The organism is Nonomuraea typhae, assembly GCF_009760925.1.
Classification (GTDB): Bacteria; Actinomycetota; Actinomycetes; order Streptosporangiales; family Streptosporangiaceae; genus Nonomuraea; species Nonomuraea typhae.
This window is the reverse complement of sequence record NZ_VRLV01000010.1, coordinates 50,722-75,569: the sequence shown is the minus strand read 5'-3', so window position 1 is coordinate 75,569 and position 24,848 is coordinate 50,722. Positions and strand designations below refer to the sequence as shown.

Below are 24,848 nucleotides of genomic sequence, written 5' to 3'. Positions count from 1 at the left end.
ACCGCGCTCGCGATGGCTAAAAGGGGTCGGGTGGGCTATTGGACGGCGATGGCGCCGGCCACGCTGAACGTCCCGGTGATCGCCGAGACGTTCATCCGCCAGTGCGTCTCACCGACGAACGGCCCGGCGACACGGGTCATCCAGGTGCCGCCGGTCGTGGTGATCGGGCCGATGGTGCCGCGCGTGGTCGGCGAGCCCATGCCCGCGCTGTCGTCGGACTGGACCTGGACGGTGATCGTGGTCCCGGCCGAGAAGACGTGCAGGACCGCGTACACGTACTGGGTCGAGGTGGGGGCGCCCAGGTTGAGCACGGAGCCGAGCGCGCCGGTCGCGGACACGGCGCCCTTGGCCGCGGCCACTTGACCGCGGGCCACGCCGACCCCGTTGGTGCCCAGGCACGACAGCGTGAACGGGGTGACTTCGCCGACCTGGCCGAACATCTGGTAGGAGAACTTTCCCGCCTGGAAGATGTAGGCGGCCGATCCCGCGGCGCCGGTCGGCGTCATCGTGACCGGCCGGTCCACGACGCCGAGGTCGGGGAAGCTCTCGGGGTCCACCGCGCCGGAGGTGGCCGACTGCCAGTAGCCCTGCAGCTCAGCCTCGATGTTGCGCAGGCCGGCCAGCCGAGACCGGAAGCCGCCGCCGCCGAAGGTCGTGCAGTCCTTCTCCTCGACGTCGACCTTGAGGGTGATCTGGTTCAGGTCGGTCGTGAAGTCGTAGCCCGCGACGTAGGTGGTGGCGTCGGTGAAGGCGAACGAGCTCACTGGGTGCCGCCCCTAGGCTTGGCTGCCTGCTTGGCTTCGGCGGGCTTGTCCTCGGTGGGCTCGATGTGGCCGCCCTGGATGAGCGCCTCGACGTTGACGCCGGCGGGGAACTCGGTGATGACGCCGCCGGGCTGCACGCCCGCGACCTCGCAGGGCCCGATCACGCGATATCTGGGCACGTCGTCTCCTTCAACTCAGATGGCAGGGCTCAGATCAGGCGTCCACGACGTGCAGCGGCCCGTACACGCAGGTCCGGCGCTTGCCCGACAGGATCACGTCGGCGCGCCACCAGCGCGTGCCGGCGGTGGTCAGCGCAGCGGCGGGCACGGCGATCTGGCAGGTGCCGCCGACGGCCGAGGTGATGGTGATCTCGCCGGTTGCGGTCGACAGCTTCGTCACGCCGGCGCCGTCGTCGGCGGTCTGCGCGGTCGGCTTCAGGTAGCACTCGACCGTGGCGCCGGTCAGATCCTGCGCCGCTCCCGAGTCGTGCTGGGTGATGGCCAGGTCGACGGTTTCGTCGTTGACCTGGATGAGCGTGAGATCGCGGCGCGTCGTCACAAAGGGCTCCCTCGCTCAGGTGATGGCGGCATCCAGCCGGGCTGCCACGGTCACATCGGCGTCGCGGCCGCCGGCCACCTGCACGGCGGCCTCCCGCCGGGCGACGACGAGCGCCTCGGCGTCGCGCCGGGCGACGACTTGCACGACCGCCTGGATCAGTCCGGCCACGAGGGCTTCGGCGTCGAGGTCGGCCAGCGCTGTGCCGGTCTCTGCCTCGGCGCCGACCTGCACGCTCACCGCGATCACGGCCGGGGCAGGCGCCGCGCCGGCCGAAACGGCTGCTCCCGGCAGCGATACCGCGGCCGTGACCACGGTCGCGCTCACGCTGCTCGACGCCGCAGCGTCCGGCGCGGTGATCGCCACCAGGCAGGTCACCAGCGCGGGCCCCACGCCCGCACCGGCCGCCGCGAGCGGCGCCGGGATGGCGACGGCGACCACGACCGGCCCCGGGCCGGCTGCGGCTCCGGCCGACAGGCTCGCGGCCGCCAGCACGGCCGTAGCCGCGAGGAGCGGCGGCGCGAGCGCGGCACCCGCCGAAAGCACCGCTGCCGGCATGGAGGCCGCGCCTGTGATCGCGGCGGCCGCCGGTGTCGCCCCGGCTGACAGCGCCGGGACGCCGACGGCGGCCGTGGCGGCCACCGCCGCGGCGTTGACGCCGGCGTCGCCGCCGATCGACACCACCGCCTCGGGCAGCGCCGCCGTGGCCGCGACGTGCGCCGGTGCGGCTCCCGCTCCCGCCGATACGGCCGGCGCGGACACCTCGGCGCTGCCGGCTACGACGGAGGAGCTCACGCCGGAGCCCGCCGACAGCGTCGCCGCGGCGAGCGAGCTGGCGGCGGTCGCGACGGGCGGCGCCGCGCTTGCGGCCGTGGCCACGCCCGGCGCGGGCAGCGCCACGGCGGCCGGCACCGCCCCGGGTGCGGCGGAAGCTCCAGCCGACACCGTCACGCCCGATACGGCGGCCGCGACCTGGACCAGCGCCGGTCCGGCCGTGGCGCCTGCGGACGGCGACGCCGCGGCCAGTGTGGCTGCCGCTGTGACCGCGGCCGCCGAATGGGTCGCGCCCGCGGAAACAACCGGCCCCGCCGGCGTCGCCAGGGCCGTCACCGGCGCGGCGGCCACCTCGGCACCCTGGGTGACGGCCACCGCGGGCAAGCTGGCAGCCGCCGAAACCGTGACCGCCTCGACGCCCGCACCGGCCGCCAGGCCCGGAGCCGGAACCGCCGCGGAGGCGGTGACCACCGGCGGACCGGCGCCGGCACCGGCCGAGACCGCCGCTGCAGAAAGGGAAGCCCCTACGGCGGCGGCCGGCGGCGTAGGCGTCGCCCCGGCCGAGACGGTGACGCTCGGCGCCGATGCAACCGCCTCGGCCGCGGGCGGCGCCGCAGACGCCCCGGCCGACAGGCCCGGGCCGGGTACCGACGCGGCAACGGCCACTGCCGCAGCCTCTGGGCCGATGGTCAGCGCCGCCGCGGCGACCGTCGCCGCGGCGGTAGTCACGTCGGGCGCGGTGGCGGCGCCGCTCGACAGCGTGGCCGGCGGCGTGGATGCGGCGGCCGCCACGGCGTCGACGGCGACCGTCGAGCCTGCCGACAGCGCGGGGGCGGCGATGGACGCGCCGGCCGAGATGACGCCCGGAGCCGCGGTCGCGCCCGCCGAGACGGTCGCGGCCGGCACTGCCGCGCTGGCGGCGACGACACCGGGCGTGACGCCGGCGTCGGCCGACAGGGACGGCGCCGGACACGATGCGGTGCCTGCGATGACCGGCGGCGTGGCGGTGGCGTTGGCGCTCAGCGGCCGGAAGATGAGCGGTGCCGCGCCGGCCCAGGAGATGGGCGGGCCATCCTCGGTGGTGGGGCTCGCGCCTCCACCGCTCAGGGTGTTGCCGTTACCCGAATAGTCGACCTGGCTCGGGACCGTCCACGGATACCAGGCGTACAGGTCCGTGGTCCGTCGCGGCAGGATCGTCCACGACTCTTCTTCGAGCTCGGCCTGGGTGAGGCTGGCGTTGCGATAGATCTTGCAGGCGGCGACGCAGCCGTTGAACCACTCGCCGTTCCAGGCTGACTCGCCGATGCCGATGGTCTGAATGGTGGTGTGCGGTGACAGCCCGGAGGCCCAGGTGGTGAGCGTGAAGGTGTTGCTGGTGGCGGGGCGGGTGACGATCGTCCCGGCGGCCCCGTTGATCGAGACGCCCCAGTAGTACCAGGTGCCCACCGTCATGGCCAGGCTGCCCTTGGGGGTCAGGGCGTCATCCAGCAGCTCCATTGTGGTGCCGTCGCTGTTGCTTTGCAGCACGTAGAGGTCGCCGGTGCCGTTGTCGACGCACCAGATTGTGCTGTACGTGTTGCGGTCGGTGGAGATCTTGGCCCAGATGCAGATCGACCATTGCGCGGTCTGCCCCCAGGCCGCGGTCCGGAAGTAGTCCTGGTTGTCGGCGTTGAACCGGTGCGCCACGCTCGCCTCGTCAGGTGTCGGACCAGCTCAGGTAGGCGCGCTCGAGGAAGGCGTCGCCCGCCATGGTGTCGTTGGCGTGGTTGCCGAGGCGGGAGACCCGGATGAAACAGGCGTCCAGGGCGGCGATCGAGTCGAGGTTGGAGATCGTCAGGGTCACCGAGTGCAGCCGCTGGCCGGTGGTGCCCAGGTGGGTGTCGTCGACGGCCTGGGCGGTCGCCAGCCCATCGGTTTCGACGTCCTGGCTGTCGGTGTTCGCGGTGATGGCGGCGATGGCCGCGTCCCACCGCACGACGCCGGACGACGCGGTGTCGGCGTACCAGAAGGCTTCCAGCGTGAGGTTGCCGGATCCGTAGTTGAACGGGATGAACTTCCAGTAGGCGTTCTCCTGGGCCGCGGCGTCGTAAGCCAGCACGGTGACGGGGAAGTTCGTGCCCGGGATGGTCCGGAAGGCGGGAAAGGAGGAGGTGAGGAAGGACGCGCCCTCCGGCATGAGGGGGCAGTAGACCGTCGCCATCAGCCATCCTCATCCGCGCGCAGCCGGCCGATCCGCCGCCACAGCACAAACGCGAGCACCCACGCCTTCTGATCGGGGCTCGCCGCGCTCCGGAATGCGGCCGGGAGGGCCAGGTTGTACTCGGGCAGCTTGGCCTCGAGCCAGTCGTCGGCAGCGTCGATCGCCGCACGCAGATCGGTCTTGCTGAAGGTGCAGACCTCTTTGTTCTCCCGCATCCACTGAGCTGCGGTGCGGGCCCGGGCGAGGGCGCTCAGGACGGCCATCACATCTCCTACGGGGTGAGGTCGATGGCGAAGATGCCGGAGGCACTCCAGGTGATCAGGAACAGGCCGGCCTGCGTGGAGTAGTCGGCGCCGAAGTTCACCAGGCAGATTGCGTTGTTGCCGGCCAGCGCGTCGGCGTAGATGAGCGCGCCGCGCGCGTTGGTGATCGTCGAGGACGACCACGAGGTGTCCGCGGCGTCGAACGTCGACGTACCCGATGCGCCGGTGAACGTCGTCGACGTCAGCGCCACGCCACCCGCGCTGTAGCCGGTGCCGGACACCTCGTTGGCGTCGTACGGCGAGGCGCCGTAGGCCGTGTCCGAGGTGAAGTTCGGCGTGATGCTATTGGTGAACATGGCGACCTTGTGCGTCTCAAGGTCGAGGTCCAGCGCAAGCTGGGTGGTGTCGAGCACGTCGACGAACGTGGCCACGTACAGGCCCGATGCGGTGATGGCCACGACTCAGTCTCCCTCGGTGCTGATGAAAGCGTCGCCGCCGACCGCCACTCCGTCCTCACGGACGAGCGCGCGGGCCTGACGCAGAGCCAGCGCCGTCTCCTGCTTGGCCGCTTTGCTCTCCGGCGTCGGGTCTGCGGCATGGGCGCTCTTGGCCGTGGCCAGGTCCGCCTCGAGCTCCGCCAGGCGCTCGAGTGCGTCCGCTTGAGCGCGCAGGCCGGCCGCGCGTTCTGCTGAGGACATCACGACTCTCCATTCCGCAACACGGTGATCGTTTGTGGGCGTAGTGCGACATCGACCCGGTCGTCGCGGGTGGCGTGCTCGGTGGTGGTGTTGCCGAGCTCGTCGATCGTCGCCTTGACGCGCACCCCGTCCGCGCGGCGCCCCTCACGCACTCGAGGCCCCGACCGCCCGCGTGACAGGAGCCCGACGGTACGGATCTTCTCGGCGAACGAGAGCTCCTCAGCCACAGCCACCCACCTCAGGTTCCGAGCGCGATGACGCGCAGAGTGAAGACGCCGCCGTAGTAGCCGATCTGGCCCACCTCTTCGAGGCCGAGCGGCCGGAAGTCGATGACGATGCAGTCCTCGACCACCGCGCCGAGCGTGCGGTCGCCCTCGATGGCGGCCAGCACCGACAGCGGCCCGGTCGGGTTGGCGTAGCCGGCCAGCGCCAGCTGGCCGGCGCGGTCGACCGCGGCCGACACCAGCACGGTCACGGTCGGCTCGAGCATGAACCGGCCGCGGCCCATCGTCTGGTGGTAGGTCGGGATCGGCGGCACCCCGACCAGCGCGGCCGGCGGGTTGATCTGGTCGGGCACGACGTCGTCGACCCGCAGCCCGGCGATGGTGGCCAGCCGGGCCTCGATGCCCTGCATCACCTGCGCGATAGTCGGCGCCATCAGCCGACCAGGATCCGGTTGCGCTCATACGGCTTCAGCAGCGCGCACACCTTCGGGTTCTCCCGCACGCGGATCGCGCCATACTCGCCGAACCCGGCCACCCCGAACGGCGCCGACCTGAGCTTGAACACCTCGGCTGAGAGGATCAGGCACGCCTGCTGCACCGGCGCCGGCACGGCGGCCCAGCCCCACTGCGCGGTCACCTGCAGCGGCGCCCGCCGGCTGGTGATGGGGAAGCACCGGCTGTAGATGGCCCGGATCCTCCAGTACGCCCAGCCGCTCTCGCCGTCCACGACTGCGTTCAGAGGCTCGAGCTGGAAGTCGGTGGTGGCCCAGGTCGTCTCGAACGTGCCGTCGTCACCGTCGTCGGTCTTCACGACCAGGCCGGACGTCGTCCAGAAGTCGTCGACGTAGGCCAGGCAGGCGCTGTCGGGGTAGTAGATGCGGGCCGTCGCCGAGGTCGCCTTGTTGAACTGCCGGTTGCAGTGCTTCTCGATCTCGCGCGAGCTGGAGGTCAGCGCACCGGTCAGCTCGCCGTCGTCGACGGCGTCAGACACCTGCAGGTACGACTTCAGCTGTGCCAGCGTCGCGTAGGGGTCGCCCAGCGCCATCGCCCACCTCCTTGCCCTTCTGCTGGCGGTCGAACGCCTGTTCGGTCAGATAGATGCCGCCCTTTTCGTGGCTCGTCTTCACCCGCGTGTCCACGTGCACCGGGATGTCGGCGGCCTGGCAGCGGACGCAGAACGACAGGTCTTCGGAGAAGACGCGGCGCCCGCCTCGCAGCCCGGTCGGGTGGGTGATCGGGTCGAACCACGCCTCGCCGTAGCGTTCGCGGATCTTCTCCAGCGCCCGCCGGTGGATCAGCAGGCAGGCAGCGCCGGTGGCGGCCACTTCGACGACCTGGTCGCGGCCGTAGTCCGGCATCGGCACGAACCCGAGCTCGTCCTCCAGCTCCGCGTAGGCGTAGCAGGTGGGCACGATCGCGAACTCCGGCGCGTACAGCTCGCCGGTCCCGGTGCGGCGCTGGGCGAAGCACAGCCCGCCCATGACCGGCCGCCGGTAGCGATCGGCGGCGGCCACCAGGCGGTCCACGGTGTCCTGGGCGAAGCCCATGTCGGTGTCGACGAAGAACAGCCACTCGCCGTCGGTCTGGTCGAGAAAGCTCCTGGCTACCTCGTTGCGGCCCTCGGCGATGCCGCCCGTCCCGCACATCTGCCGCAACTCCCGGCCGCCCTCGCGCACGATCCGCTGCTGCGACATCACGTCATATAGGCACAGGTCCCGATACGACAGCCCGAACGATGCCGCCCATTGGCCGTCGTCGAGGAACCCGACGACCACGCTGCCGCGCTTCACTTCGCCTTCGGCCGCCGCGTCGTCCGCCGCTCGCCGGGCGCGGTCGTCGCCTGCTCGACCTCGGCGATCCGCACAGAGTCCGGCGCAGGCTCGTCCTGCTCGCCCTCGGCGATGAAGTACCAGGGCGCGTTGAGCACCACCGGATCGTCGTCGGCGTACTGGCGGGTCGGGTCGGGCACGATGTGGGCGCCGCTCTTCGGGTCGAGCAGGGCGCACGGTTCGGCCTTGTAGCGTTCGCGCACGCGCATCGGCATGGCGACATCTCCTTAGTAGGGGCCGGCGGGAAGGTGATGGAGGCCCCGGCCCCGCAGCGCGCCAGGGCCTCCACACGTCAGGCGCTGGTCTTGTCCACCAGCATCCGGAAGCTGGCCAGATTGGTCGCGTCGGCGCCGTTGCGCCAGTATGCGAACCAGGCCCTGCGGCCGTCCGGCAGGTTGTTGGCGGTGTTGAACATGTGCGGGATGAACTCCACCGAGAACCCACCCGGCATGTCCACGATCGTGTATCCGGAGAAGTCTCCGAAGATGATCTCGTTGTCGAGCGCGGTCGTGGTCTGCGTAGTCGGCGCGTCGTCCGACTCCACCAGCGGCCGGCCCAGCAGGCTTCCTGCCATCGCCTGCGTGATGTCGGTCGAGAAGCTCGCCGACACCGCGGTGCCCAGCGCCTTGATTGCCAGGCTGTAGAGCGGGTTGGTCAGCCACGTGCCGCGGCCGCGCCAACGCACCGGCAGCGTCCGATACAGCGAGTGCAGGTCGACCAGGCCGATCGTCGCCGCCGTGGTCGAGGTGACCTGCAGCGAGGCGGAGGCGTTGACCGCGGTGAAGATGCCCTTCGGCTGACCGGAACCGGAGCCGGTCGCGTGCGCGGCGCCCTCCAGCCGGTCGCGGGCGTCGGCGAACAGCATCAGCACGTCCGAGCTGAGGCCGGCGATGTCCTCGAACGCGGCGATGGACGCCTGCACCAGCGACTGCGCCTGCACGGTCGAGACGGTCGCGGCGGCGAGCGCCGGCGTGTCATCGGATACTTCGACGAGTTCGCCGTCCCACGACGCGGTCACGCCCGCCGTGGTGACGCCGTGCCAGACATTGCCGACCGTCAGCGTCACCACCCGCGCGATGCCACGGATCACGTTCGAGGTCCCGGCATTGGTCAGGATCAGCGTCGGGTCCAGGTGGGTCGGCACGAGCAGCCCGCCGGCGGTAGCCGTACCGACGGCCATCGCGGCGCGCTCCTCGTAGGTCAGGTACTCCTGCCTGCCCGTCATCATCTTGGAGAACCCGGCCTCGTACTCCGGCCGGGAGCGCGCGAGCAGGTTGGATGCCCACCGGGTGTCGCCGCCATGCCGCCGCAGCAGCGTCTCGACGTGCCGCTCGTTGTCGGCACCGCCCAGGTCACGCTCTTCCAGCGCCTTCAGATTGGCGTCGGTCAGCGCCCGCTGCAGGTCGCCGCCGTGCAGGCTGCGATCCTCCAGCACGGCAAACGGGTCCACCTTCGTCATAACCTGCGGGGCGCCGCGGGCGCCGTCGCCGGCCTCGGTACGGCCGGGCCGCTCGGCCAGGCTGCGCACCTCCTCCCGGCGCTCCTCCTGGCGGCGGATCGTCTCCTGCAGCCGGCCGCGCTCGCTGCGCAGCTCATCCCACTGGGCCTGCTGCTCGTCGGTGAGCGGCTCGTCTCCGGCCGCCTCGTGGATGGCCCGCAGCTCGTCCTCGACGGCTGCCAGCCTCTCACTCGGATTCATGGTCTGCTCCCTATGAAGCAAGGAACTCAAGCTCCAGGAGTCGGCTCCTGGAGCTCACGGACAGACCGCGCGAGTGGTGGTTCACCGGCTCGTCGGCAACGGGTGCGGCTCCCTGCTCCGCAGTGCCCGCGGGGGCGGCTGCGAGGTCGGGAGTGCGAAGCGCGCGCGCTCGCGCCAGCAGGTCGTCGATCTGCTGGGCGCCTCTGGCGCGCAGGCGCTCGTAGTACTGGTCGGTCATGCCGCTCATCGAGCGCATCCCGGCGGTCGCGGCGGGGTTGGCCGGATAGGTGACGGGCCCGAACTCATACAGGCGCACCTCCCGGATGGTGCGCTCGGGGACGCCGTCGGGGTTGTGGTCGGAGCGCTCGGGCTCGTCGTCCCACTCGTCCTTGATCACCTGGAAGCGGAAGCTGGAGCCGTACAGGCCGCGCTTGAGGGCGGGCAGCAGGTCGCGGTTGTAGCTGGTGTCCAGCAGCCCGACCTCGTAGTAGCCGCCCGTCCCGTCCTCGCGCAGGTCGTCGATCGGGCCGAGCACCTTGTCGCCGATGACCGGGTCATAGCCGTGGTCGAAGGCCACCACGATCTGATCGCGCCGCTCGGCCATCGTCTTGCGGAAGGCGCCCGGGGCGATCGACTCCATGAAGTCGCCCTCCCAGAACGAGCGGATCCGGTACCAGGTGTCGAACACGGAGAAGTGGCCGACCATGGTGCCGAGCGTGTCGGTCCCTTCGCCGCCGTCGCCGTCTGCGCGCAGCTCCACGCACGCCGGCACGGCGCGAACCAGATCGAGCTCGCGCAGGGTTTCCATGAGTGCTCCTATGCGGCAGGCAGGGCCGGTTGCGTCCCGGCGGGTTGAAGCTGAACCGAGTAGAGGCCCGAGTGCACGAGCAGGCTCCAGTCGTTGGCCTTGACGGCAGCTTTCACCGAATCAGGCTCGTATCCGGCGTCGCCAAGGGTGCGGATCGTCTGGGCCTCCATCGCCTGGATCTCGGCGATGTCTTTCCGGTCCTCACGCAGGAAGGCAATGTTGGCGTCGTCGTACCAGAGCCGCACGCCGCCGCCCTGCGCGGGAAGGAGAACCGACAAAGCAGCGGCGGCCGAACGCCACTGCGGGCGCGCCCAGTGGTCGCCGAACTTGCGGCGAGCCTGCCCATAGTTGCTGTAGGTGGCGGCCTGCAGCCCCTCGGACAGGCCCACGATCACCGCGGGGACACCACCGGCGGCGGTGATCCTCGTCTCCCCGGCACCCTGGGTCTGCTTGAAGTCGAGTTGGCGCAGATCGGCGCCGACGACGGTCACGTCCGCGCCGCCCCCGAGATACAGGGTCCGGTAGGCGTTGTCGACGCCCTGGTGGGCGGCGTTCATCGCCTCCATGAACTCCTTGAACTGCTCCTTGGTGACGCTCTCTTTGAACGACACCGCGAGGTTGGGCGTGGCGGCGTTGTCGAAGAAGCGCGACTTGTGCAGCGTCGCGGCCTTGTCCGCCTGCACCTCGCGCACCACCGGCGTCACCCACGACATGCCCCGGTACTGCGCCTCCGGATCCGGCACGGGCGACCAATGACACACCTCGTCCGGCAGGTAGATCTGGCCCTCCGCCCGGGAGCCGATTCCACCCGGCCGATACAGATAGCCGGCCACGTCCGACTCGACGGCCTCGTCCGGCGGCGCGGTGAGGATGATCGACACCCAGTCCGGCCGCAGCCGGCGTATCCGGCCAGTCTCGCGGGCGGCGTAGAAGTTGCCGCCGAGGCTGGCGTCCTGTTCCATCCTGGCCAGCAGCTCGCCCGTTGTCCCGTTCGGCCAGGGCGTCTCCAGAATCGCCAGGTCTGGGGTGCCGAACAGGTCGCCTGGCCGGCCGCCGGACATGCGCTGCCACTGGAAACGCGCCTCGGTGAACAGCAGCAGCCGGGCCAAGACGGTGGCGAAAACCACGCCGTTGGCCTTGTAGGCGCCCTGCACGTAGCCGGGGAACGTCTGCTCGATCTCCTCCGACTTCGACCATCCGCCGCCGAGCAGCGGGTAGGTCATGCCGCCGAACAGCATCTTGTCGGCGGCCCAGTCGGAGAAGCTGTACCGCTTCTCATCGTCTCGGCCGAGCAGTGACCGCCAGAGCTTCACGCGTTCACTCCTTGATTTCGACGACGAGCAGGACGAACGCGGCCAGCAGCACCCCAGGGATGATCAGGCCGATGGCGCCGAGCAGCCACACCAGCCCACCCACGACCATCGCCAGCGCCGCCGTCAGCAGCGCCGCCGCCTCAGTTCTGCGCATCGCTCAGCCGAACGCGACCCATGGCGTCGATCTCCCCTCCAGATGCGCACGGGTGGCGTGCCCCCACGCCGCGAGCGTCACCGCCACCAGCGGGCTGATGTCCACCGAGACGCCCTTGCGGGCCCACGCCCACGCATCGCCCAGATCCCGTTTGCGGGCGCCCGCCAGCGCCGTGTTCAGCGGCAGCTGGCCCAGATGCCGCAGCGTCGGCTCGCCCTGCGACGGCATCACCGCGTCGTACAGCTGGCCGCACGCCTGCGCGTGCTCGCGCGCCGACGGCTTGACCACCTCGACACCGGACGCCTCCACCTCGGCGATCAGCGACCCTGCCGGCCCGGCGGGGTCGATCACGACTGCGCACGGCTTCCACCGCTCCCGCAGCTCCTGCAGCCGGGCCACCATCCACGCCGTGCCCGGACGGTGCTCGACCACCTCGACGTGCAGCCGCCCGTCCGCGCGCCGCCCGGCCGCCGCGATCGACCCGACCGACCGCTCCGGCGTCATGTCCATGCAGAACGCCACCGGATCCGCCATCTGCGACGCCGGGTCGGCCAGCGCCGCCCACGCGCCCAAGTCGATCACCATGCCGGACTGGTCGTCCGCCCCGATGCCCAGCCGCTCCCGGGCGAACTCCTCCTCTTCCAGCGCCACCCGCTCGGCCTCGACGAACTCCGAGCTGATCCGGATCCCCAGCGCCGGGTTGGCCTGCGCCCACGCCTCACGATCGTCCAACGCGGCCGACTGCGGCGCCGACCACTCCAGGTACGCCATCCGCGGCGACCCCTCACGGCCCCGCGCCACGATCTTCTTCAGCACCTCGCTGGTGCGCAGCGGCGCCGACGACGCGTACCAGACCTGCGGATTCGGCTTCGCGCTGAGCGTCGGCAGCAGCGCGGCCATCATCGGCGCCGTCAACGCGTACGCCTCATCCAAGATCACCGTGTCGCCCGAGAAACCGCGGCCCGACCCGGTGGACCTGGCCACGAACCGCAGCCGCTGGCCGCCGATCAGCTCAATGCCCTCCTCGCCGTGCGAGGTCCGCATCCGCGCCACCCGGCGCCGCAGATCATCGGTGTTGTCGATCAGCGCCTTCACCCGCAGGAACGCCTCGCCGCTGGTCTTGAACTCGTGCGCCGAGTGCAGCAGCAGCCGCTCGCCGAAGAGGAACAGGCCGGCCAGTTCCCTGGCCTCCAGCACCGATCCCTTGCCGTTCTGCCGGCCGACGATCAGCCCCACCTCGAACGCCGCCCACGTGCCGTCAGCACGCTCACCCAGCGCCAGATCCAGGGCGCGCGCCTGCCACGGATCCAGATGCAGGCCCGCGCTCGCCGCGAGCTCGACCGCCTCCTGGCCGGCGCTACTGAACCGAGGTGGAACCGTCGAGACCCGAGGCGCCTGCGCGCCGAGCAGCACGCTTGGCGGCGAGATCGTCAACAGAGCTCGCCTCCTTCGGCAACGGCAGCGAATCCAGCTCCCTCAGCACGGCCACGAGCTCCTTCGCCAGCGCGGCCGACGTCCGCCCCTCCGAGCCCGAAAGCTCGGCCGCCAGCTTGTCCCTCAACGCCTTCAACGCCCTGCGCCGGTCGCCTGACCCGACCTCTTCGACCAGCTCAGCCATGAGACCAAGCAACCACTTGGCCGCCCAAGCAACCGCTTGGGGAGAGAAATGGGAGAGGGCGGGGTCTCCCAGGGGTATTGATCGTCTTCGCGGGCATGGTGCCCCCCTACCCGTCCGGGCCTGTGACCTGCAGCTTTACCACCGGCGTGAGGTGGTGGCGTCTTGGATGGAGCGCCCGTGGCGGCTGTTGCAGGAGTAGTGCGCGCCGCGAGCGTTGGTTCGGTCGAGGAGTGGACCACCATGTACGAGGGCGACGAGGTGGTCGAGTGTCCAAGACATCGGGTGTCGGGGCGGGAGCTCAGGGTCGATGGGGTGCTGGCATCGGCAGCAGATCCAGCCGTGGGGCTGGGCCTTCAGCCATGCGCGCAGCTCTCGGTAGCGTGAGCCGCTGCGTCCTGCCTTGGCTGCCATGCTCGATCCCTTGCGCGGGGGTGGGGGCGGGTGGTGTCCGGAGGTGGTGTGGGCCAGGTGCGCGCTGGGGTCCAGCGCGTTGGGTTGATGCGTGGTGCTGGTGTCTCGGGCAGCGTGGCGGTGGGGTGGGGAGGGCGGCCGTGTGCTGTGGCCTGGGGCTGGTGGGGTGGCCCCCTGTTGATGAGCCCCGGCTTGCGCTGGAGTTAGGGGATGGCGTCCCAGACGAGGGCGAGTGCCCAGGCTGTGAGGCCGACCGCGATGAGGTTGATGCGTCCGCCGATGTTGAAGGCGGCCAGGGCGAAGCAGATGAGCATCACGAGGTAGAGGATCAGCTGGGGCATGACGGCCCTTCTGCGGCAGGGGCGGGGGTGTCGGGCTCGGCCGCTCCGCCCGCACCTTCGTGCCGGCCGGGCCCGACGCCTGGCCCCCACCAGGTGCCTGGCATGACGATGGCCCGGGCTTGGCCGGGCCGACAAGTGATCTGAGGTTATTCAGATGATGGGGTCATTTGGGTGTTCGTGGCAAGCGCCGGCCTGCGCGAATGTCGGCGAGCTGGTCGAGTTCGTCGCAGGAGACGAGGATGGTGCGTCCGTCGCGCTGGTGGGTGAGGCGGCCTTCGTGGATCCAGCGGCGGATGGTGCGGGCTGGTATGTCGTATATGCGCTGGGCGTCGGTGGTGGTGAGGTAGGCGAGGGCCTGCTCGGCGCTCATGCCGTACTGCGCAGCGGCTTGGGCCGCGGCCCCGTTCAGCGCGTCGTCGGCGTTCATCCGGCTATCCTCGCGCGCTCGGCCAGGTAGCGCTTGCCGAATCGGTGCCACTGGGTGGTGTCCAGGCTCAGGGGGCAGGTGTCGCAGTAGATCTCGGAGGGTGTGGGGTCGCCGTCGCGGCGGACGGTGGCGCGCAGGGTTCCGTCGCAGGGCTGGTCGTCGATGGTTTCGAGGCAGGGCCCGATGAGGAGGGGGCGCCGGGCGGGGTCGATGACGGCCCAGGCGCGGCCGACGAGTTCGGTCAGGGTGCCTTTGATGGCTCCGGCGTCGGGATGGGCGGCGATCCAGTCGGTGTGGCGGGAGAGCCAGGCGCATTGGTCTGGCGGTCGTGGTGGGGGTGTGGTGAGGCCGCGCTGTTCGGCGACGAGCCGGGTCAGCCAGGTCAGGTCGTGGCGGAGTTGGGAGAGCAGGTCGCCGGCGGCGGGATTGTATGGCAGGGGCTGGCCGGGGCTGCCGGACACGGCGGGCCCGGCCACGGTCCCGTTCGCGGGGAGCTGGTCGAGGACGTCGTCGTGCAGCCCGGGCAGGTCGGCCAGGTGGCGGGCCAGGCCGACGTGGCAGCCGGGGCACAGGTTGAGCCCGGGTGCGGCCTGGCGTGGCCGCTCCGGGTCATGCCGGTGTGTGGCCAGGCATAGCGCCGGTGCGACGGCGCGGCGCGTCATGGTCGTGCCTCGATCTCAGCCACCGGCGGCCTCCCTCCAGGCGGGCAGTGGGTGGTTCTCGACGGCGTCGAGCCGGTCTTCGTCGATGTCGATCAGGCCCAGTTCGAGGAGGTGAAGGAGGGCTTCGCGGATCTGGCTTCGTGCGATGTCCCTGGGCGACATGCCGATGGTGAGCTGTGCCCAGGAGCGCACGGCCCAGCCGTCGGCGGCGCGGCAGCCAATCCGCAGGATGAGGCTGAAGGGGCTGTCGGCGTTCTCATCCACGGGGATGAGGGGGAATGGGTCAGCGACGCCGGGGACCGGCGGTTTACTCGTCATGGTGCTCCCACAGCGATTCGAGGGGGAATGCCGGGACCGTCTGGGCCGGCCTGGTACGGGAGGACGGTCGGCGTGGTGGCTGTGCCGTACCAGCCGTAGGTGCCGCAGTCGTTGCAGATCTGCTCGCCGGGCGGCCCGGCGAGGGTGTAGATGTCGATGGCGTTCGCGTGCTCGCAGCCGAGAAATTCGGCCGGCAGCTGCGTGTCGCAGGTGGGGCAGAGCGCTGCGAGGGTCTCGCCGGTGAGCGCGGACTCGACGGGTACGGCGGAGGAGTGATCGCACCTGGCGCGCGTGCTCATGTCTCTTCCTGGGGGCCGTTGAGGGCCGCGATGGTTGGGCAGGGCCAGAGCACCTCGTAGTACGGGTAGGAGTCCTCGCTGCAGTGGGCGCACGTCGAAACTTCCTCGCCGCGAGGCTTCCTGTGGGTGACGCAGCGGTGGACCTCACGGATGCGCTCCAGGGCGGCTCGAAGGTCTTTCACCTGGCCTTCGGCGTGCTCTAGGCGTCCCTTGTGATCCTCCAGAAAGCAGCGGTCGGCCTCCTGCGTTCTCCTCAGGAGCGTTGCCGCGAGATGGATCTGGCCGGGTTTCGCATTTTGCCCGAGCAGGTCGGCCGCCTGCTGGTAGAGGTTGTCATCCATTCTGGGCCGTCCTTTCGACTTGCCGTTGGGACGCACGGAGAGCGATGCCCATCAACGCCATGCCCTCGGCTCCGAAGGCCGCTGCCCAGCCAAAGTCCTGGTCGAGGGCGAACCTCGTAGCAGCCTCCATGGCTATCCAGCCGAGGTCGGCACCCAGTCCGAAGAGGGTCAGCGACACAGCGAACCGGACGCTCCGGCGAAGGCCCACGATCTCGGGTCCGTGTCTGCGGTGGCGGAGGTCGTCAGTGCCAGGTGAGGACATGCGTCTCTCCTTCCGGGTCGTGGGCGAGGATCTGCCGTCCGGCGGCTGCTCGGCTTCGAGGCGGGCGTACAGCTGCAGGGCCCGGTGAGCTCGCCGAGGGCCTGGGATGTCGCGGCTGTCAGCTTGGTGGTGATCTCCCGGTAGGTCATGGCTGGTCGCCTCCGGGCCGAGCGGCCTCGGTGCCGAGGTTGAGCAAGGCGAGGGCTTGGGCGCGGCCATACCGGGTGAGGGCGTAGTAGTGGTGTGGCGGCCGGTCGGCCGATGCGGATGTCTCGATGGTGCGGGTGATCCAGCCGTCTTCTTCGAGCTGGTCGAGGTGGTCGCAGATTCTCCAGGCCGAGCCGCCGACGAGGAGCTGGATGGTGGCGCCGCTGATGTTGGCGCCTCCGGTGAGCAGGACGGTGAGGACGCGGGTGAGGCTGCGTGGTGGCCCGGTGCGGGCGGCCTTGACGCTGATGACCATTGAGGCGATGAGGATGGCGACCAGGAAGGCGGCGATCGTCCACGCCTCTTGTGCGAGGGCGTAGCCGAGTGCGGCGAAGCAGCAGAGTTTGCGCAGGTAGTCGGCTCGGGCCCGCTTCTTGAGGGCTGTGCCCAGGCGTGCGAGAGGGCCGTCGGTGCTCATGGGTCTCCTAGAGGACTCGTACGCGAGTTTTCGGGCATGTCGCGCACTTCTGGGTGATCACGCGGCCGGTGTTTTCGACCGTGACCCAGCGGTGCCGGTGCCAGGGCCAGATCACGGCCGGTTCCGGCGGCGTATCTGGCGGCGCCGGACGACGAGCAGGATGGCGACCATGGTCAGCAGGTAGCCGAGTACGGCTGCGAGCACGACGTAGTTCGCGGTGGCCATGGCGATGTGGCCGAAGCCGTAGGCGATCGGTACGGCGACGGCGAGGGCGATGCCGAGGCGGCGGTTCACTGGCTGTCCGGCCGGGGCCGGCGCGCGCAGGCGGTGTGGACGGCGACGGCCGCACCGGTCATCCAGCCGACGGGCTTGCGATCGTCCGGGTCGATGCCGACGGCGACCAGGGCGACGGGCTTGCCGTCGGTGCCGAGCGGGGTCGGGCAGACGGGGCAGGGGCTGCCGTATAGCGGGTGGTCGGCGCTTAGGGTGCAGTCGTCGCGCACGATGTAGGGCTCGAAGGTGGCGGGCAGGCGTACAGGGATCATGATCACTAGGTCTCCTGGTCGGGGTCGGGGAAGACGAAGATGACGAGCTGGGTGGGGATGTGGCCCGGGTCTCGTACGCGGATCCGGACGCCGCGGCGGCGGGCAGCTTGGACCCGTTTGCGGTAGCAGCCCTCGCCCAGCAGGACGCCGAGCCGCGGGCGGAGCGACTTGGCCGACCAGATGCGGCGCTTGCAGTCGGCGCACCGCTGTACGGCCCGGCGGGCGGAGCGGGGCGGGTGCCGGTGAACTCGCTCGCCGTGTGCGGGTCCAGTTTGAGCTTGAGGGTCGCGTGCATCATCACGTCGGCCCAGGTGGCGACGGTGAAGAGGTCTACGGCTGTGGCGCGCACGACTTCGACGGACGCCGTCCAGTCGTGCCCCTGCCAGGAGATGAGGCAGTCGGTGGGTGCGTCGGGATCCCGGCCGGGCACGATCGTGATCACGTCCATTACAGGGTCCCCCTCGTGGCGAGATGGTCGCGGCCGGCCTGGGTGGCGCGGACGGGGTCGGTGTGGCCGTTGCCGACGTCGATCAGCCCTCGGGCGGCGAGGACTCGGAAGGTCCGGGTGTTGACGACGTAGGTGCTTCCTGCAAGTCGCCACCGGCCGTAGGGGGCGGGGACGAACTCGACGCCTTCGCCCTCGTCGTGGTCGTTGATGATGCGCAGGAGCTTGCTCGCTCCTGGGCCGAGCTGGGTCATGATCCGTGCTCCCGCCGGTCGAGATCGGCGACCGGCGATGCGCCCAGTGCGCGGACGGCGCCTTCCATCAGGGCCCAGGTGGTTTGGGCGAGGACGGCGCGGCCGTCCGGCAGGCGGACGACGAGCACGAAGGCCGGTCGCCCCCTTCTGGTGGCGTTCGGCAGGAGTCCGACGCGTTCGATCGTGCCCCCGTCGGCCAGGTTGTCGTCGGTGATGTCGTCCCATGGGGCCGTTTCGAGGTTCGGGCGGATCTGAAGCGGGATCATGCGACTCCTTCGGTTCGGGTGAGGGCTTGGCGTGCGAGGGCGGCGCCGCGGGTGGTGGTGGTCTGTCGCCCGGCTGGGGGCGGCTCATCGATGGCGGCCGGGCCGGGGGCGGCGGGGCGCGGTAGGTGGACGATGTACGGCTGGCCGCAGGGGGCGAGCCTCCAGGCGCGGCCGTATCGCTCGGCATGGGCATGGCGTTGGCCGCAGCGCGGGCACGGGTCCACGACGGCGAGGTGGCGGCCGGGGCGGGCGCCGGGCAGGCCGACGGCGAGCTGGGCGGTGACGTGGACGGTGGCGATGCACACCTCGGCGCGGTAGGGCTGGGCGGCGTGGACGCAGACGACGGCGCAGCGTGGCGTGCATAGGCCGCGGCCTTCGGGGTGGCCGCAGACGAGGCAGCGCGGGTCGCAGTCGCGCTCGCGCTGGGTCTTGGCCCGGCGGGGCGCGGAGGCGTGGATGCGCGGCCGCGGCGGCCGGGTGGGCGTCGCGGGCCGTACCTCGGGCAGGTCCCACAGGCCGGGCTGGTCCGCCGGCATGGCGCCCCTCACGGCTCGGGCTCGCTGGTCTTGAGTTGGTGATGGACGGCGGCCTCGATGTCCGGCGGTACCTTCCACAGCCCGAGCGAGCCGCGCGCGACTACTGGCTTCGGCAGGGGGCGGACGTTCGTGATGGGCCAGTGGTGCTGCCCGGGGACCGCCCAGGGCGAGCACACGCCATGCTCACGGTCGTAGCAGCGTGGCCTGTCCCAGCAGCCGTCCTGACCGTCGTGGCTGTTGTGGTCGTGACCGATCTCGGCGACGGCGATGATGGCGCCGCACGCGAGCAGCGGCGACGGTGTCGGCGCGAGCCCGTCGACGGCGTAGCGCGGCTCCCAGAGGTTGCCCAGCCCGCCGACCTCGTCGAGGGCGACCGCCCCTTCTCGGACAGGGATGCGGAATCCCCGGTTCAGGGTGAGGCTGGCGTGGATGGCGATGACGCCACGGTGCGAGGTGCCCTTGCTGCGGTTCTCGATGTCCTTGTGCCCGGAGGCGATGAGAAACGCCCAGGGTTGCTTGATGGACAGAGCCTTCATCAGACTTCTCCAGGCTGGTCGGGCTGGGTGAGGAGTTCGCGGGCGAGCTCGGCGCCGCGGTGGGCGACGTCGGGCTCGGGGATGCGGCGCAGGGCGAGGGGGTCGCGGGCGTTGGGGACGAGCTCGCGTGGTACGGCGCGGCCGTCGACCATGAGCCGGGCCAGGCCGACCAGGGCTTGTTCCCAGGTCTGGCCGACCGCGTGCGCTCCGGCCAGGGCGGCGCGGATGTCGGCCTCGTCCCAGTCGGGCCGTACGGCGAGGGCGAGGGCGACGAGCTCGGCGCTGGCGCGGTGGATGTCGGCCGGCGGCTTGTCGCTGCGGCGGCGGTCGGCGGCCCGGCAGTCGGGGCACATGAACGGGTTGGCCAGGCCGTGCGGGCAGGGGCTCATCGGCCGGCCCTCCTGTTCAGGTACGGCTTGTGCTCCTTCAGCAGGCGGTCTTCGAGCTGGTAGGCGGCCTCGCGGTCGTCGCACGGGTAGGCGATCCATCGGGTGAAGCTCTTGCCGCGTGAGTGTGCGTTCAGCCGGGCGTTGAACTGGTCAGTGCTACCGACGTAGCAGGGCGTCGAGGCGGCGTCGTAGAGCACGTAGACGACGCTCTGGCCGGTGGGCGGCCGCCAGTCTTCGGCGAAGGGGAAGTCCCCTCGCCAGGTCCCGTCGATGTTGGGCCTTGGGCTGGTGCGCATGCGCAGTTGCTCGGGCCGAACGGGGATCGCGGCGTACCACAGGTCCGTCGTTGCCCGCCAGGCGTTGATCGCGATGAGATCGCGATAGCGCTGGTAGAGCGCGACGAGCGCTTCTGGCGGCAGCAGGCCGGCAACGTAATCCCGGCCCGCTCGGTGGAGAACCTGCCGTTCGGCGTCGCGCTGCACGGCGAGGAGCTTCTGGCGCTTGCGGGCGATCAGCTCGATGTGCTGGAGGGTCGCCTCGTACGGGTCGAGGGTGGTCATGAGCTCCTCCGATGGGCTAGGGGATGGCAGACGGGACATCGCGCGATCGGCGCCCCGGGCACGTCGAGCAGCCGGGTGCGTTCGTCGCAGGTGCCGCACCACTCCGGCCGGTCGGGCACCACGCGGAGCGGTGTCACCTCGGGTGGCTGCTGGTCAGGCGGTAGCCACTTGGCGGGGGCGTTGCGCACGGAGGCGGTGACGTAGGCCAGGCGGCTGTGCCGAATGTTGTGGCCGTCGAGGATGCGGCGGCGCACGCGGGCGGCCCAGCAGCCGTCGACGGTGGCGCCGGCCAGCTCGTGCAGGAGGGTGATGATGGCGCGATCGATGGTGTCGTCCTCGTCGTCTCTCGCGTGCGCGTTACGGCGGGACGATGACTGACTACCTGTATCCGTCCTAGTCCCCTTCGGGGACTGGACGGGACGGGACGGGGGAATCGGATTGCGATTCGCTTCGGCATCGCTGGAGTGATCGGAGTCCGATCGGTTATCTGATCCTGGTTTTCCGCGTTCGTCCAGGCAGAAGGGGCATTCGGGGTCACGGACGCCCCTGTCTGCGTGCCATCGTCGGTGGTTGCCCAGCTTCGCGCCGAGTGACTTCTTTCGTCGCGCTGCGGTGGCTTCTTCCTTCGTTGGCTGGCAATCGGTCCAGTCGTGGAAGTGGTAGCCGCCCTTCGTTCGCGTCCACAGCCCTACGTTCACCAGCTCGCGCGCCAGCTTGGCCGCGCCCGGGAGTAGCCGCGGGAGCACCTGGTCTGACACGAACCCCTCGGTGAGGTTCGCGCTTGACCAGGAGCCGGCGACCACCCACAGGCCCAGCGCCGCCGGTCGGCTCGCCAGGATCTTCGGGTGGGAGTGGAACGAGTCGTCAACCTTGAACCACGTCATGGTGTTGCTTGCCGTCCTTCGGTGTCAGGGGTGGTCTCGGTCACTCCTTCCTGGGCTGGTTCTGTTTTCGCCGCAGCCACTCCTCGGCCCGGTCGCGCAGGTTGGCGCTGACGCGGCCCATGCGCATGTCCCGGAGATCGGAGAGCCCGCAGTCGAGGTCGACGGTGAGTTCCCAGCGGGTGAGGTCGTGCGCGAGGCGGTGCTCCTCGAGGGCGGCGTGCAGCTGCTCGGGCGTCACGCCGCCACCCCCACCAGCTGACGGAGCGCGGCGAACTTCTCCTCGCGGGCGCCCTCGATCGCCATGTACTTCATCGGCGCCGGGGTGCCGGTGTCGGCCGGACCGCGGCATGCGAAGATGCCGACGGCGACGGGGGTCTTGACACCGGGGAAGATCCGGGTGGGGACTGGCGGCTGGTGACCCTCGGGCGTGAGGTCGATGATCCAGCCTTCGTCGGCGGTGCGGCGTAGGTGCTCGCGCATTCCGGCGAAGGTGTCGGAGCACAGATAGGCACTGGGGGTGACGAGCGCCACGACACCGGGCTGCTGACGGGCCTCCAGGGCCTGCCAGAGGGCCCACCGCCAGAAGAACGTCCATAGGTTGGCCAACTTGCCGTCGGTGCGGCTGCTAGCCCGGAATTCGTCCATCGACGGCCGCGGCGTGAGCTCTTCGGCGCCCGCTACTCGGCGGGCTTCGAGCCACGGGGCGGCGCCCTTGGCGTGCTCGCGGTAGGGCGGGTTCCCGACGATGTGCAGCGGGACCGGTTCGGCCAGCCGTTTGTCGAGCGCGGCGGGCAGATGACCGGCCAGCGGGTCGCCGACGGTGATGTTGTCGGCCATGAAGTCGAACGCCGCCCGGCCGCCCACATCCAGCCAGCACGCCGCGCGAGCGACCTCGACGGCGACCGGGTCGATGTCGACGCCGTAGACGGTGGCGGTGTAGACGTCGGGCAGCACGGTGTTGATGGCGTAGCGGGGCGGGTCGGGCCGCTCCCACAGCAGTGCCGCGTACAGGACGGCAGTGACCCAGGCGGCGTGCTCCAGGACGACGCCGGCGCCGCAGGACGGGTCCAGCACGAGCGCGTCAAGCGCGTCATCCGGGGTGGCGTACAGGCCGCCGCGTACGTCGAGGCCGAGGGCGAACCGGGCCAGGAAGTCCGCGACCGGCGCCGGGGTGTAGAAGGCGCCCTGCTGGTCGCGGTCGTCCTTGGCGATGATCTGCTCGTAGCTGGTGCCCAGCTCGTAGGCACCCCACGCGGCGAGATCGCCCAGCGGCGTCAGATCGACGTCCGCGGGCGGCAGCTCGTAGGGGCGGGCCAGACCACACGCATGGGCGCAGGCATCGATCAGCGCCCGCATGGTCGTGGCGGGATCGCCGTAGGCGTCGGCGAGGCGGCTGAGGGTCTTGGCGTCGGGCGTCATCGGGCCGCCCCCGCTCCCGGGGTGCGGGTGCGGACCTCGGCCATGCAGGGCTTGCACCAGACGGCCAGGCCGTCGGGTCTGGAGGCGTTGCGGTGAAAGTCGGCCTCGGTCTTGGTGGTACGACAGCGCGGACACCACCTGGCTGCCGGACCGTCGGCTGCGGCCGGGGGGACCGTCGGCGACGGCTCGGGCCGCGGCGTCAGGCCCATCTCCTCGAGGAGCCGGGCGTGGACGCGGCGGGCGAGCGCGATCTCGTCGGCCGGGATGCCGAGGATGTCGAGGATCAGGGCTGCCCCCTCGACGCGCAGCAGCACCATGAGCGCGACCTTGACTCGCTCGCGCCGCTCGGCCTGCTGTCCTTGCCGGTCGGCGTATGGCACGTGGGTGATGGAGTGGGCGCGGGCTTCGTCGGTGTGGTGCAGCGACCAGGCAGAGGCGGGCATCAGCGCATCACCGCCGGGTCGGGCACCCAGCGCATGGCGTCGGGCAGGCGGGGGTCGCCGGGCTCGTGGTCGCGGCATGCCGGCCACCAGGCGCGGCAGTCGCTGGCCTCGCTGTGTGCGGCCCGGGGCGGGCCGAGGACCTCGTAGTCCTCGGCGCTTCGGGTACCGGGGTGGACGCACTTCGGGTAGCTGCCGCTCCGGTAGTTGAGCGTCCGCCGCCAGCGGCAGTTGCCGCACCGGCGGCCGACCTCGTCGCGGTCGTCGGCGGGGGCGGCCTGCTCGTGCAGGCCGCGACCGGCCAGCGGGTGGATCCCGCGGGCCAACTGCTCGGCCTGGCGGCGGGTGCGCCGTACCGTGGCCGACTCGCGCTCCGGCGCGGGCGGCCGCGGCGGGGTATCGATGTCGAACAGGGCGTCTGTCACGTCTACCGCCTGGGCTCGAGGTGGTCTTGGCGGTGGCTGTTCTGGTCCCTCTCGACCAGCCAGCGCTCCGGCCGGGCTGGGCCGCGCCACGGGCAGCCGCTGGTGCGGCAGACGGCCTGGACCCAGGCGCCGGCGGCGAGCTCGACGGCGACCAGGATCCTGACGGGGTGTTCGGTGGCCGTGCTCATGAGTGGTCGCAGGTGTGGTTGGCGCGCTTGCCGGCCAGGGCGTCGAGGCGGGCGCCTTCCTTCAGCGCGTCCAGGTGCAGGTTGCAGGTGCTGCAGTACAGGGCCGCGTGCCCGCTGGCGGTGCTGATGTAGGCGAGGCCACCGCGGCGGCGGATGCGGCGTACGGCCGACCACAGCGCGCCCGCGGCGGCGAGGCTGATGCTGATTAGGGCGACGCTGGGCGGGTCGATCGTGTCGGGGCGGCCGGCCAGGCGGACGATGGTCATGATGCTGACGCTCAGCGCAAGGCCGCAGGCCAGGGCCAGCCGGGTGGCGAGTGGTGTGCTCATCTTGGGCTCCGTGGTCATGTGGTGGCGGCGGTGCACTGGCAGGGCGCGGCGACGCCGACGTCGGCGGCCTGGCTGGCCAGGCTGAGCCGGGTCACCTCGGCGTCCAGGCGGCGGATGGTCTCCCGCAGGCGCAGCACCTCGGACCTGGACGGGTTGTCGGTGAGCAGGGCGTTGAGGGCCTCCAGCTCGTCGATCCGCTTCAGCAAGCCCTCGTCCACCGCGGTCGAGGTCTGGGCGCGTACGTGCTTGAGCTCGGCTTCGGCGGACCGGTAGGCCAGGTGTGCGGCGGTCAGCTCTGCGCGCAGTCCCTCTCGCTCGCGGGCGCCGGCGGCGAGCCGCTTGCGCGCCTGCTCGAGGTCGGCCTCGAGCGCCTCGACGGTGTCGGCCGGGGCGGTGCACTCGTGGTGGGCGGGCTCGTCCGGGCTCGCCTGGCTGTGCCGCCAGGTGCAGGCGCGCCAGCCGAGCCACACAGCGAGGATCACGAGCCCGACCCAGTAGAGGGGGTCCATCAGGACTGTCCCGCTGTCATCGGGGCGGGTGTCGTGCACGCGGGTCCCGGCTTGCCGGGCGCCGGGCGCACCAGGCGGATAGGGCCGGTCTCGGGGTCGGCGTGGACGTGTCGCCAATGCCGGTTGTAGCCGAGGTAGTCGATGAGGTGGACTTCGTCCTCAGCGACGTAGACGGCCCAGAGTTCGGCGCCGTGGGCGTCGGCCCAGATCTCGCACGGTTTGGGGATGCCGTCGGCTGGCATGGCGCGGTGGATCTCGGCGTTGAAAGCGGGGTCGCCGAGCGGCAGGTCCAGCTCGAGCGCGCCGGCCTTGAGGAGGTAGGTGCCGGACTCGTCCGGCGGTGCGATCACCTCCACGTCGAGGATGATCTGCAGGCGTTCGCCGGGGCGGTAGGTGGGTGTGCTCATGGTGTGCTCCAGGTGGGCGTAGGGGGTGCCTGCGGGGCAGGCGATGGGGTCTGTGTGGGGGCGCTGGCCGTGCCGCAGGCCGCGAGCCCCGCAGCGGCGGCCAGCGCCAGGCCCGCCGCAGCGCACGCTGT

The 24,848-nt window shown here is 71.1% G+C and carries 43 protein-coding genes; all 43 read right to left on the bottom strand.

Translation table 11 applies throughout. The features are described from left to right. Nucleotides 1-35: 35 nt before the first annotated feature. The 43 genes from FVE25_RS33355 to FVE25_RS33145 all read right to left on the bottom strand — a co-directional run bounded on the left by FVE25_RS33355 (nt 36) and on the right by FVE25_RS33145 (nt 24,717). A complete protein-coding gene (locus FVE25_RS33355) occupies nt 36-764 on the bottom strand; it encodes a hypothetical protein (protein ID WP_157251124.1) in 729 nt (242 codons plus the stop codon). Continuing rightward, the gene (locus FVE25_RS33350; protein WP_157251123.1) at nt 761-943 is read right to left on the bottom strand and encodes a hypothetical protein; all 183 of its coding nucleotides are present in this window, start codon (nt 941-943) and stop codon (nt 761-763) included. Before FVE25_RS33350 ends, FVE25_RS33355 begins: the two co-directional genes overlap by 4 nt. Nucleotides 944-977: 34 nt before the next feature. Further along, nucleotides 978-1,322 carry a hypothetical protein gene (locus tag FVE25_RS33345; protein ID WP_246267783.1) on the bottom strand — a complete coding sequence of 115 codons (345 nt, stop codon included), beginning with the start codon at nt 1,320-1,322 and terminating at the stop codon, nt 978-980. Between the two features lie 15 nt (nt 1,323-1,337). Further along, entirely contained in the window at nt 1,338-3,779 is a 2,442-nt protein-coding gene (locus FVE25_RS33340) for a hypothetical protein (RefSeq protein ID WP_157251122.1), read from the bottom strand. A gap of 10 nt (nt 3,780-3,789) precedes the next feature. Then, nucleotides 3,790-4,293, bottom strand: coding sequence for a hypothetical protein (locus FVE25_RS33335; protein WP_157251121.1), 504 nt, complete (start codon nt 4,291-4,293; stop codon nt 3,790-3,792). After that, entirely contained in the window at nt 4,293-4,556 is a 264-nt protein-coding gene (locus tag FVE25_RS33330; protein WP_157251120.1) for a hypothetical protein, read from the bottom strand. Before FVE25_RS33330 ends, FVE25_RS33335 begins: the two co-directional genes overlap by 1 nt. 8 nt (nt 4,557-4,564) lie before the next feature. Next, complete coding sequence (locus FVE25_RS33325) at nt 4,565-5,014, bottom strand: hypothetical protein (protein ID WP_157251119.1); 450 nt, start codon at nt 5,012-5,014, stop codon at nt 4,565-4,567. Nucleotides 5,015-5,017: 3 nt separating this feature from the next. Continuing rightward, complete coding sequence (locus FVE25_RS33320; RefSeq protein ID WP_157251118.1) at nt 5,018-5,254, bottom strand: hypothetical protein; 237 nt, start codon at nt 5,252-5,254, stop codon at nt 5,018-5,020. Continuing rightward, the gene (locus FVE25_RS33315; RefSeq protein WP_157251117.1) at nt 5,254-5,481 is read right to left on the bottom strand and encodes a hypothetical protein; all 228 of its coding nucleotides are present in this window, start codon (nt 5,479-5,481) and stop codon (nt 5,254-5,256) included. Before FVE25_RS33315 ends, FVE25_RS33320 begins: the two co-directional genes overlap by 1 nt. An 11-nt stretch (nt 5,482-5,492) precedes the next feature. Further along, nucleotides 5,493-5,912 (bottom strand): hypothetical protein, encoded by a 420-nt coding sequence (locus FVE25_RS33310; protein ID WP_157251116.1) that lies wholly within the window; start codon nt 5,910-5,912, stop codon nt 5,493-5,495. Next, entirely contained in the window at nt 5,912-6,523 is a 612-nt protein-coding gene (locus tag FVE25_RS33305) for a head-tail connector protein (RefSeq protein ID WP_157251115.1), read from the bottom strand. Before FVE25_RS33305 ends, FVE25_RS33310 begins: the two co-directional genes overlap by 1 nt. Continuing rightward, nucleotides 6,462-7,268: a hypothetical protein gene (locus tag FVE25_RS33300; protein ID WP_157251114.1), complete on the bottom strand. Its 807-nt coding sequence runs from the start codon at nt 7,266-7,268 to the stop codon at nt 6,462-6,464. Before FVE25_RS33300 ends, FVE25_RS33305 begins: the two co-directional genes overlap by 62 nt. Continuing rightward, complete coding sequence (locus tag FVE25_RS33295) at nt 7,265-7,522, bottom strand: hypothetical protein (RefSeq protein ID WP_157251113.1); 258 nt, start codon at nt 7,520-7,522, stop codon at nt 7,265-7,267. Before FVE25_RS33295 ends, FVE25_RS33300 begins: the two co-directional genes overlap by 4 nt. A 77-nt stretch (nt 7,523-7,599) precedes the next feature. After that, entirely contained in the window at nt 7,600-9,006 is a 1,407-nt protein-coding gene (locus tag FVE25_RS33290) for a phage major capsid protein (RefSeq protein WP_157251112.1), read from the bottom strand. A gap of 10 nt (nt 9,007-9,016) precedes the next feature. Continuing rightward, on the bottom strand, nt 9,017-9,814 hold the full coding sequence (locus FVE25_RS33285; RefSeq protein ID WP_157251111.1) for an HK97 family phage prohead protease: 798 nt from the start codon (nt 9,812-9,814) through the stop codon (nt 9,017-9,019). Nucleotides 9,815-9,822: 8 nt separating this feature from the next. Beyond that, nucleotides 9,823-11,127 (bottom strand): phage portal protein, encoded by a 1,305-nt coding sequence (locus tag FVE25_RS33280; protein ID WP_157251110.1) that lies wholly within the window; start codon nt 11,125-11,127, stop codon nt 9,823-9,825. 4 nt (nt 11,128-11,131) lie between these two features. Then, nucleotides 11,132-11,281: a hypothetical protein gene (locus tag FVE25_RS33275; protein ID WP_157251109.1), complete on the bottom strand. Its 150-nt coding sequence runs from the start codon at nt 11,279-11,281 to the stop codon at nt 11,132-11,134. Nucleotides 11,282-11,284: 3 nt separating this feature from the next. Continuing rightward, nucleotides 11,285-12,715: a hypothetical protein gene (locus FVE25_RS33270; RefSeq protein WP_219825742.1), complete on the bottom strand. Its 1,431-nt coding sequence runs from the start codon at nt 12,713-12,715 to the stop codon at nt 11,285-11,287. Next, a complete protein-coding gene (locus tag FVE25_RS33265; RefSeq protein WP_157251108.1) occupies nt 12,639-12,899 on the bottom strand; it encodes a hypothetical protein in 261 nt (86 codons plus the stop codon). The genes FVE25_RS33270 and FVE25_RS33265 overlap by 77 nt, the downstream gene beginning before the upstream one ends. 614 nt (nt 12,900-13,513) lie before the next feature. Then, nucleotides 13,514-13,651 (bottom strand): hypothetical protein, encoded by a 138-nt coding sequence (locus tag FVE25_RS33260; RefSeq protein WP_157251107.1) that lies wholly within the window; start codon nt 13,649-13,651, stop codon nt 13,514-13,516. Between the two features lie 163 nt (nt 13,652-13,814). After that, nucleotides 13,815-14,078 (bottom strand): helix-turn-helix domain-containing protein, encoded by a 264-nt coding sequence (locus FVE25_RS33255; RefSeq protein WP_157251106.1) that lies wholly within the window; start codon nt 14,076-14,078, stop codon nt 13,815-13,817. Continuing rightward, nucleotides 14,075-14,740, bottom strand: coding sequence for a hypothetical protein (locus tag FVE25_RS33250; RefSeq protein WP_157251105.1), 666 nt, complete (start codon nt 14,738-14,740; stop codon nt 14,075-14,077). The genes FVE25_RS33255 and FVE25_RS33250 overlap by 4 nt, the downstream gene beginning before the upstream one ends. 15 nt (nt 14,741-14,755) lie before the next feature. After that, nucleotides 14,756-15,004, bottom strand: coding sequence for a hypothetical protein (locus tag FVE25_RS33245; RefSeq protein ID WP_157251104.1), 249 nt, complete (start codon nt 15,002-15,004; stop codon nt 14,756-14,758). A gap of 50 nt (nt 15,005-15,054) precedes the next feature. Next, a complete protein-coding gene (locus FVE25_RS33240) occupies nt 15,055-15,357 on the bottom strand; it encodes a hypothetical protein (RefSeq protein WP_157251103.1) in 303 nt (100 codons plus the stop codon). Then, nucleotides 15,354-15,698: a hypothetical protein gene (locus FVE25_RS33235; RefSeq protein WP_157251102.1), complete on the bottom strand. Its 345-nt coding sequence runs from the start codon at nt 15,696-15,698 to the stop codon at nt 15,354-15,356. Before FVE25_RS33235 ends, FVE25_RS33240 begins: the two co-directional genes overlap by 4 nt. A gap of 407 nt (nt 15,699-16,105) precedes the next feature. Next, nucleotides 16,106-16,585 carry a helix-turn-helix transcriptional regulator gene (locus FVE25_RS33230; RefSeq protein WP_157251101.1) on the bottom strand — a complete coding sequence of 160 codons (480 nt, stop codon included), beginning with the start codon at nt 16,583-16,585 and terminating at the stop codon, nt 16,106-16,108. A 111-nt stretch (nt 16,586-16,696) separates the two neighbouring features. Beyond that, entirely contained in the window at nt 16,697-16,879 is a 183-nt protein-coding gene (locus FVE25_RS33225) for a hypothetical protein (RefSeq protein WP_157251100.1), read from the bottom strand. Then, on the bottom strand, nt 16,876-17,130 hold the full coding sequence (locus tag FVE25_RS33220) for a hypothetical protein (RefSeq protein WP_157251099.1): 255 nt from the start codon (nt 17,128-17,130) through the stop codon (nt 16,876-16,878). The genes FVE25_RS33225 and FVE25_RS33220 overlap by 4 nt, the downstream gene beginning before the upstream one ends. A gap of 447 nt (nt 17,131-17,577) precedes the next feature. Next, complete coding sequence (locus tag FVE25_RS33215) at nt 17,578-17,829, bottom strand: hypothetical protein (protein ID WP_157251098.1); 252 nt, start codon at nt 17,827-17,829, stop codon at nt 17,578-17,580. Next, nucleotides 17,826-18,095, bottom strand: a complete 270-nt coding sequence (locus FVE25_RS33210; protein ID WP_157251097.1) for a hypothetical protein — start codon at nt 18,093-18,095, stop codon at nt 17,826-17,828. Before FVE25_RS33210 ends, FVE25_RS33215 begins: the two co-directional genes overlap by 4 nt. Continuing rightward, nucleotides 18,092-18,631: a hypothetical protein gene (locus FVE25_RS33205; RefSeq protein ID WP_157251096.1), complete on the bottom strand. Its 540-nt coding sequence runs from the start codon at nt 18,629-18,631 to the stop codon at nt 18,092-18,094. The genes FVE25_RS33210 and FVE25_RS33205 overlap by 4 nt, the downstream gene beginning before the upstream one ends. A gap of 8 nt (nt 18,632-18,639) precedes the next feature. Then, the gene (locus tag FVE25_RS33200) at nt 18,640-19,167 is read right to left on the bottom strand and encodes an ASCH domain-containing protein (RefSeq protein ID WP_157251095.1); all 528 of its coding nucleotides are present in this window, start codon (nt 19,165-19,167) and stop codon (nt 18,640-18,642) included. Then, the gene (locus FVE25_RS33195) at nt 19,167-19,556 is read right to left on the bottom strand and encodes a hypothetical protein (protein WP_157251094.1); all 390 of its coding nucleotides are present in this window, start codon (nt 19,554-19,556) and stop codon (nt 19,167-19,169) included. Before FVE25_RS33195 ends, FVE25_RS33200 begins: the two co-directional genes overlap by 1 nt. Beyond that, nucleotides 19,553-20,116, bottom strand: coding sequence for a GIY-YIG nuclease family protein (locus tag FVE25_RS33190; protein WP_157251093.1), 564 nt, complete (start codon nt 20,114-20,116; stop codon nt 19,553-19,555). The genes FVE25_RS33195 and FVE25_RS33190 overlap by 4 nt, the downstream gene beginning before the upstream one ends. Further along, complete coding sequence (locus tag FVE25_RS33185; RefSeq protein ID WP_157251092.1) at nt 20,113-21,000, bottom strand: hypothetical protein; 888 nt, start codon at nt 20,998-21,000, stop codon at nt 20,113-20,115. Before FVE25_RS33185 ends, FVE25_RS33190 begins: the two co-directional genes overlap by 4 nt. 40 nt (nt 21,001-21,040) lie before the next feature. Beyond that, nucleotides 21,041-21,238 carry a hypothetical protein gene (locus FVE25_RS33180; protein ID WP_157251091.1) on the bottom strand — a complete coding sequence of 66 codons (198 nt, stop codon included), beginning with the start codon at nt 21,236-21,238 and terminating at the stop codon, nt 21,041-21,043. Next, entirely contained in the window at nt 21,235-22,419 is a 1,185-nt protein-coding gene (locus tag FVE25_RS33175; protein WP_157251090.1) for an N-6 DNA methylase, read from the bottom strand. Before FVE25_RS33175 ends, FVE25_RS33180 begins: the two co-directional genes overlap by 4 nt. Continuing rightward, complete coding sequence (locus tag FVE25_RS33170) at nt 22,416-22,862, bottom strand: hypothetical protein (RefSeq protein WP_157251089.1); 447 nt, start codon at nt 22,860-22,862, stop codon at nt 22,416-22,418. Before FVE25_RS33170 ends, FVE25_RS33175 begins: the two co-directional genes overlap by 4 nt. Further along, nucleotides 22,862-23,284: a hypothetical protein gene (locus FVE25_RS33165; protein ID WP_157251088.1), complete on the bottom strand. Its 423-nt coding sequence runs from the start codon at nt 23,282-23,284 to the stop codon at nt 22,862-22,864. The genes FVE25_RS33170 and FVE25_RS33165 overlap by 1 nt, the downstream gene beginning before the upstream one ends. Before the next feature lie 2 nt (nt 23,285-23,286). Next, nucleotides 23,287-23,472 carry a hypothetical protein gene (locus tag FVE25_RS33160; RefSeq protein WP_157251087.1) on the bottom strand — a complete coding sequence of 62 codons (186 nt, stop codon included), beginning with the start codon at nt 23,470-23,472 and terminating at the stop codon, nt 23,287-23,289. Further along, a complete protein-coding gene (locus FVE25_RS33155) occupies nt 23,469-23,801 on the bottom strand; it encodes a hypothetical protein (protein WP_157251086.1) in 333 nt (110 codons plus the stop codon). The genes FVE25_RS33160 and FVE25_RS33155 overlap by 4 nt, the downstream gene beginning before the upstream one ends. 14 nt (nt 23,802-23,815) lie before the next feature. Then, a complete protein-coding gene (locus tag FVE25_RS33150; protein ID WP_157251085.1) occupies nt 23,816-24,310 on the bottom strand; it encodes a hypothetical protein in 495 nt (164 codons plus the stop codon). Next, nucleotides 24,310-24,717 carry a hypothetical protein gene (locus FVE25_RS33145; RefSeq protein ID WP_157251084.1) on the bottom strand — a complete coding sequence of 136 codons (408 nt, stop codon included), beginning with the start codon at nt 24,715-24,717 and terminating at the stop codon, nt 24,310-24,312. Before FVE25_RS33145 ends, FVE25_RS33150 begins: the two co-directional genes overlap by 1 nt. Nucleotides 24,718-24,848 lie beyond the last annotated feature (131 nt).